We start from the raw sequence: 6,278 nt of genomic DNA on the forward strand, positions 1-6,278 counted from the left end.
AGTCCTTCCCACCACAGAAGGACCGTCGATGTCTACCGAACCTGCTCCCGCGGTCTCCCCGCCGGGGGGCGAGGTCTCCCCGCCACCCCCGCCCGACACGACCGCCTCGACCGACGCCGGCTCCGCGGTCGGCACGCTCACCCGCCGCGAGCACGAGATGCTCTCCTTCGAACGCCAGTGGTGGCGGCGGCCCGGCGCGAAGGAGACGGCGATCCGCGAGCGCTTCGGCCTCGCGCCGACCCGCTACTACCAGGTGCTCAACGCCCTCCTCGACCGCCCGGCCGCACTCGAGGCCGACCCGTTGCTGGTCAGGAGGCTGCGGCGGCTGCGAGCCGCGCGAGGATCGCGTCGCTCGTCTCACATCCTGGGCAACGGGGGCCGATCCGTTTAGATTTGGTGACCGTGGGCAGGCATGCCGCGTCAGGCAGTGACGTATCGGACCGGGGGACCCCGGTCCCGCACGGTCGTCGCCGGACGGACGGCCCCCGGTCGGGTCTCCCTGCCGAGCAGGACCTGAGCGACCACCCGACGACGCCCGGCCGCAGCCGCGCCGACCGTCGCCGGGACGGGCTGCTGGACGCCGGGGAGGACCCGGGTCGCCGGCGTCCCACGCCGCCCCGTCCGGTGCCTCCGGCCACCTCGAGGGCGGGGGTGCCCGGCTCGGTCCGTGCTCCCGCCTCGGGGGCACCGCGTGCCGCCGCCCCCGCCGCGCCCCGCACCACGCCCGCCGGGGGTGCGTCGCGGACGACCCCCGCCGCGGGTGCGCCGGGCTCGGCTCCCGCCGCCGGTGCACCGCGGGTGACGCCCGTCCCGGGTTCATCGCGGGCGACCCCCGCCAGGGGTGCGTCACGGGCGACCCCGGCCGGGGGTGCCTCGCCCTCGGCTCCCGCCGCGGGTGCCTCGCCCTCGGCTCCCGCCGCGGGTGCCTCGCCCTCGGCTCCTGCGCCTCCCGTGCCGACCAGGCTGCGCGGCCGGCCCACGCCGCCGGCGCGACCGCGTCCCGTGGAGCCGGTCCCGGAGACGCGGCTGCGGCTGCCGGTCCCGCCCGCAGCCTCGGCCCCGCCGGCCCCCGCCCCGCAGGCGGGGCCGCGGACGACGGTCGCGCCCTTCCAGGCGGTGCCCACCCCCGGCTCCGGCTCGGACGAGCCTCCCTCCCCGGCCGGCTGGCCGGACCAGCCGGCCCCTGACGCCGGCCCCGACCGCTGGTCGGCCGCGTCCGCTGCCGCGCCGACCGGCTACCCCGCGGACCCGGCGCCGGCCGCCGAGCCCGTACGGGGTCCCCACGTCGCCCCCTCCGCCGGCCACGGCGGCGCCGCCCCGGGCTACCGCGACTGGACCAGTCCCTCGCGCACCAAGGACGCCCCGCCGCCGGCCACCGAGGCCATCCCGGACCGCACCCCGGCCCGGGACGGCGGGAGCTCCCGCCGGGCGCCCGCGCCGGCGACCGAGGCGATCCCCGACCGCACCCCCGTCCGGGGCCGGGCCGACGACCGCGACGAGGACCCGTACCGCGACGAGGACCCGTACCGCGACGACGACGTCCCCGAACCGGTGCGCGGTCCGGGCAGCGGCCCCTCCACGGAGGTGGTCGGCGGCCGTGCCGCGTTCCGCGCCGAGCGCCAGGCCGCCGAGGCCGAGCGGCGCAAGGAGGCCCGCCGCAACGGCGTCTCCCCGGTGCCCTACCTGGAGGACGACGACGAGAGCCGCCGTCCCTCGGCCGTCCGCCGGGCCGCGACGGGGCTGCTCGCCGTCGCCGTGGTCGCCCTCGTGGTCCTGGGCGTCTACTCCTTCGCCGGGTCGGACGCGCAGGAGGCGGCGACGTCGCGGACCGCCACGGCCAGCCCCTCGTCCACCGCCGTCGCCGCACCGAGCTCGGCCCTGCCGCCGCTGGAGGTCGCTCCGCTGCCGCCGGCCGACGAGGCACCCGGCACCCCGGTGCGGGTCCCGGTCACGGTGCTCAACGCCACCGGGGTCACCGGTCTGGCCGCCGAGGTCGCCGGTGCGCTGGGCGAGCAGGGATGGGAGTCGCAGGGCGTGGGCCAGTACCAGGGCGGGGACGTCGCGGTCACGACCGTCTACGTCACCGCGGGTGACGAGACCCAGCGGCAGGCCGCCCTCCAGCTGATGGAGCAGTTCCCGGAGATCACCGGCCCGGCGGAGCGCTTCTTCGACGTCCCCGACGTGGCCGACCCGGGGCTCGTCGTGGTCACGACCGGGGAGTGGCGGCCCTGACCGCGGGGCGGGCCGCCCCCGACCCGCCGTCGTCCCGGAACACCGGGGGACGATCGTCCGTTGGCCGCTCCGTGCGTCCCGTTCGCGGGCCCGTGCGTTCCCGCCCGCGCCCCGGCGCCCGTGCGACGCTCGCCGCCCTGCTCACCCCCCTGCTCTCCGGCGTCCTCGTGCTCGCCGCACCGGCCGCACCGGCCGCCGCGGCCGAGGACGTCGCCACCGAGGAGGCGACGGTCCCCTCGGGTTCGGGTGCCGACGCCGTCGAGCTGGACACCACGCTCTTCGTCCCCGCGTCGGCGTCGGCCGAGGACCCCGCGCCCGCCGTCGTCCTGGCCCACGGGTTCGGCGGCAGCAAGGACTCCGTCGCCGACGACGCCCGTGACCTCGCCGGGCGGGGCTACGTCGTCCTCACGTACTCCGCGCGCGGCTTCGGCCGCAGCACGGGACAGATCGGGCTCAACGACCCGCGGTTCGAGGTCGCCGACCTCTCCACCCTGCTGGACCGGCTCGCCGCGCGCGACGACGTCCTGCTCGACGGCGCGGGCGACCCCCGGGTGGGCGTCGCCGGTGGCTCCTACGGCGGCGCGCTGTCGCTGCTGGCCGCCGGGTACGACGACCGGGTCGACGCCATCGCCCCGCAGATCACCTGGAACTCGCTGACCGCGGCGCTGTTCCCCTCGCAGGTCGGCCGCCCGGGCGCGGACACCGTCGCGGCCACGCCGCAGGGCGACGGCGGCGTCTACGAGCGGTTGTGGTCGGGGTTGTTCTTCGGCGTCGGGTCGGTCCCCTCCGGCGGGCTGCTCGACGCGCTGGGCGGAGCCGGCGAGGACGGTGACGGCAGCGACGGCGGCAACGGGGACGGCGGGGCCGACGGCGCCGCCCCGGCCGGGGGCGGCTCCGGCCGCGGGCTGCCGGCGATCGACCCGGCGACGATCGACCCGCAACTGGTGCAGCAGGTCCTGACCTGCGGCCGCTTCCGGGCCGACATCTGCGCCGCCTACCAGGCCGCCGCCGCGACCGGCACGCTCACGCCGGAGGTCGCCGCGGTGCTCGACCGCAGCAGTCCGGCCACCGTCCTCGACCGCATCCAGGCGCCCACGCTGCTGGTCCAGGGCACCCAGGACTCCCTGTTCGGCCTCGGCCACGCCGACGCCAACGCCCGCGGCATCGCCGCCAACGGCACCCCGGTGAAGGTCGTCTGGTTCACCGGCGGCCACGACAGCCAGGCCTCGGAGCGGACCACCGAGCGGCTGCGCGAGCAGGTGGCCGGCTGGTTCGACTGGTACCTGCGCGACCCCGGCGACCCCGCCCGCGGCGAGGACCCGGGCACCGGTTTCGAGTTCCCGGTGCCCAGCGGCGTCGGAGCCGGCGTCGGCAGCGTGCAGGGCGGCAACCAGACCGTCGTCGCGCCGGCCTACCCCGGCCTGGACGGCGCCGGGCCGGCGACCCGGGCGTCGATCCCGGTCAGCGGGTCGGTGCAGCCGGTCGTCACGCCGGCCGGCGGCACCCCCGCGGCGATCACCGTCGTCCCCGGGGTGGGCGCGCTGTCGGCGGCGCTGTCCGGCGGCACGCTCGAGATCCCCGGCCAGTTCGCGGCCTTCGACAGCGCACCGCTCGACAGTGCGGTCGAGGTCGTCGGCGCCTCGACCGTCGACCTCGCGGTCGCCTCGCGCAGCGGAACGGCGACGCTGTTCGCCAAGCTCTACGACGTCGGCCCCGACGGCTCGATGACCCTGCCCGCCGGCCAGGTGGCGCCGCTGGCGCTGAGCGGGCTGTCGGCCGACCCGACCGCGCCGACCGAGGTGTCGGTGACCCTGCCGGGGATCGTGCACCGGTTCGAGGCCGGGCACACGATGCGGGTCGTCGTCTCCTCGACCGACCAGGCCTTCGCCCTGCCGGCACAGGCAGCGGTCTACTCGGTGGCCCTCGCCGACGGGGACGGCGCCGCGGTCAGCGTGCCCGAGGTCGACGGCCGGACCCAGGCCGCCGACGGCACCTCCCGCTGGTGGGTGCTCCTCGGCGTGGTCGTGGCCCTGGGCCTGCTCGGCTGGCTGGTCGCGGTCCTGTGGGGCCGCCGGCGCCGGCGCCGGGTCTCGGCCGTGGAGCCCGACGGCGAGGACGTGCCGCTGCGGTTCACCGGCATCAGCAAGGCGTACAAGGACGGCTTCGTCGCCGTGCGGGACCTCTCCTTCGAGGTGCGCCGCGGCCAGGTGCTGGGCCTGCTCGGCCCCAACGGCGCGGGTAAGACGACGTCCCTGCGGATGCTCATGGGGCTGATCCGGCCGACGTCCGGACGGATCAGCGTGTTCGGCCACGAGGCCCGCCCCGGCGCTCCGGTGCTGTCCCGGCTGGGCTCCTTCGTCGAGGGCACCGGGCTCCAGCCGCACCTGTCCGGCCGTGACAACCTGCGGCTGTACTGGGCGGCCACCGGCCGGCCCGCCGAGGACGCGCACATGGAGGAGGCGATCGAGGTCGCCGGCCTCGGTGCCGCCATCGACCGGCCCGTCCGCCGCTACAGCCAGGGCATGCGGCAGCGGGTGGCCATCGCGCAGGCGATGCTCGGCCTGCCCGACCTGCTGGTCCTCGACGAACCGACCAACGGGCTGGACCCGCCCCAGATCCACGCCATGCGCGAGGTGCTGCGCTCCTACGCCGCCACCGGCCGCACGGTGATCGTCTCCAGCCACCTGCTCAGCGAGATCGAGCAGACCTGCAGCCACGTCGTCGTCATGGCCAAGGGGCAGAAGATCGCCCAGGGCACGGTCGAGGAGATCGTCGGGACCGGCGGCGCGGTGCTCGTCGGCCTGGCCGACCCCGCCGACACCGACCGGGCGGCCGCCGCCCTCGAGGCGCTGCCCGGCGTGACGGCGGAGCGCACCGACGAGGGCCTGGTCGCCGAGCTCGACGGCACGACCCGTGTGCGGGCGCTGCAGGCGCTGGTGGAGGCCGGCATCGAGGTGGACGCGTTCACCCCGCGCCGGCGGCTCGAGGACGCGTTCCTGGCGCTGGTGGGGGAGGAGACCCGATGACCGCGACCCGCGAGCACGACGGCCGGGGGAGCGCGAGCGGCCGGGGAGCGGACCGAGCCATGGACGTGGCGCACGTGCAGCCGACCGGGGCGGTCGCCGGCTACCGGCCCGAGCGCACCCTGAAGCTGTCGGTCGAGCTGCGCCGGCAGTTCAAGCGGCGCCGCACCATCGGCGTCCTCGTCCTGATGGTGGCCCTGCCGCTGATCCTGATCGCCGCGCTGCAGCTGGGCGCGAGCGAGGAGGCGGCGGAGAACAGCCGGCTCAACCTGGTCGACGTCGCCACCTCCAGCGGCCTGAACTTCACGCTGTTCGTGCTCTTCGCGACGACGAGCTTCTTCCTGGTCGTCGTCTACGCGCTGTTCTTCGGCGACACCGTGGCCGCCGAGGCGCAGTGGGGGTCGCTGCGATACACGCTGGCCACGCCCGTGCCGCGGATGCGACTGCTCCGGCAGAAGTGGTACGCCGCGCTGGTGCTCTCGGTCGGTGCGCTGCTCGTGCTGACCCTCACCGCGATCGTCGCCGGAGGCATCGCGTTCGGCTTCGAGGCCATCCAGACGCCGATCGGGGTGACCCTGCCGCAGGGTGAGGGCCTGCTCCGGCTGGCCGGGATGGTCGGCTACCTCGCCGTCCACCTGCTCGTCGTCGGCACCCTGGCGTTCTGGTTCTCCACGATCACCGACGCGCCGCTGGCCGCCGTCGGCGGCGCGGTCTTCACGATGTTCGTCTTCGCGATCCTCGACCAGGTCGAGCAGCTCGGGTCGATCCGGGACTGGTTCCCGACGGCGGAGGAGTTCGCCTGGACCGACCTGCTCCAGACGCCGGTCGACTCCGGGGACCTGTTCCGCGGCATCGTCCAGTCGCTGGTCTACGCGGCGGTCTTCACGGCGCTGGCGTTCCGCCACTTCTCCCGCCGCGACGTCACGTCCTGACGGAGGGGTGGGGGGGGGGTGCCCGGCCCGCCCCCCCCGCGCGCCCACCCGCGCGCGGCCCCCGCCGGGGCCCCCCCACCCCCCAGCGGGG

Annotated in this window: 4 protein-coding genes; all 4 read left to right on the forward strand. The window is 76.9% G+C overall.

Annotated elements, in window-relative coordinates:
- Positions 1 to 28 precede the first annotated feature (28 nt).
- The 4 genes from ACI79C_RS21950 to ACI79C_RS21965 all read left to right on the forward strand — a co-directional run bounded on the left by ACI79C_RS21950 (position 29) and on the right by ACI79C_RS21965 (position 6,187).
- Complete coding sequence (locus ACI79C_RS21950; protein ID WP_456947809.1) at positions 29 to 391, forward strand: DUF3263 domain-containing protein; 363 nt, start codon at positions 29 to 31, stop codon at positions 389 to 391.
- Positions 392 to 1,116: 725 nt separating this feature from the next.
- Entirely contained in the window at positions 1,117 to 2,232 is a 1,116-nt protein-coding gene (locus tag ACI79C_RS21955; protein WP_456947810.1) for a LytR C-terminal domain-containing protein, read from the forward strand.
- 92 nt (positions 2,233 to 2,324) lie between these two features.
- Positions 2,325 to 5,258 (forward strand): alpha/beta fold hydrolase, encoded by a 2,934-nt coding sequence (locus ACI79C_RS21960; protein ID WP_456947811.1) that lies wholly within the window; start codon positions 2,325 to 2,327, stop codon positions 5,256 to 5,258.
- Entirely contained in the window at positions 5,255 to 6,187 is a 933-nt protein-coding gene (locus ACI79C_RS21965; protein WP_456947812.1) for an ABC transporter permease, read from the forward strand. Before ACI79C_RS21960 ends, ACI79C_RS21965 begins: the two co-directional genes overlap by 4 nt.
- Positions 6,188 to 6,278 lie beyond the last annotated feature (91 nt).

It is taken from the genome of Geodermatophilus sp. SYSU D00697, assembly GCF_054050175.1.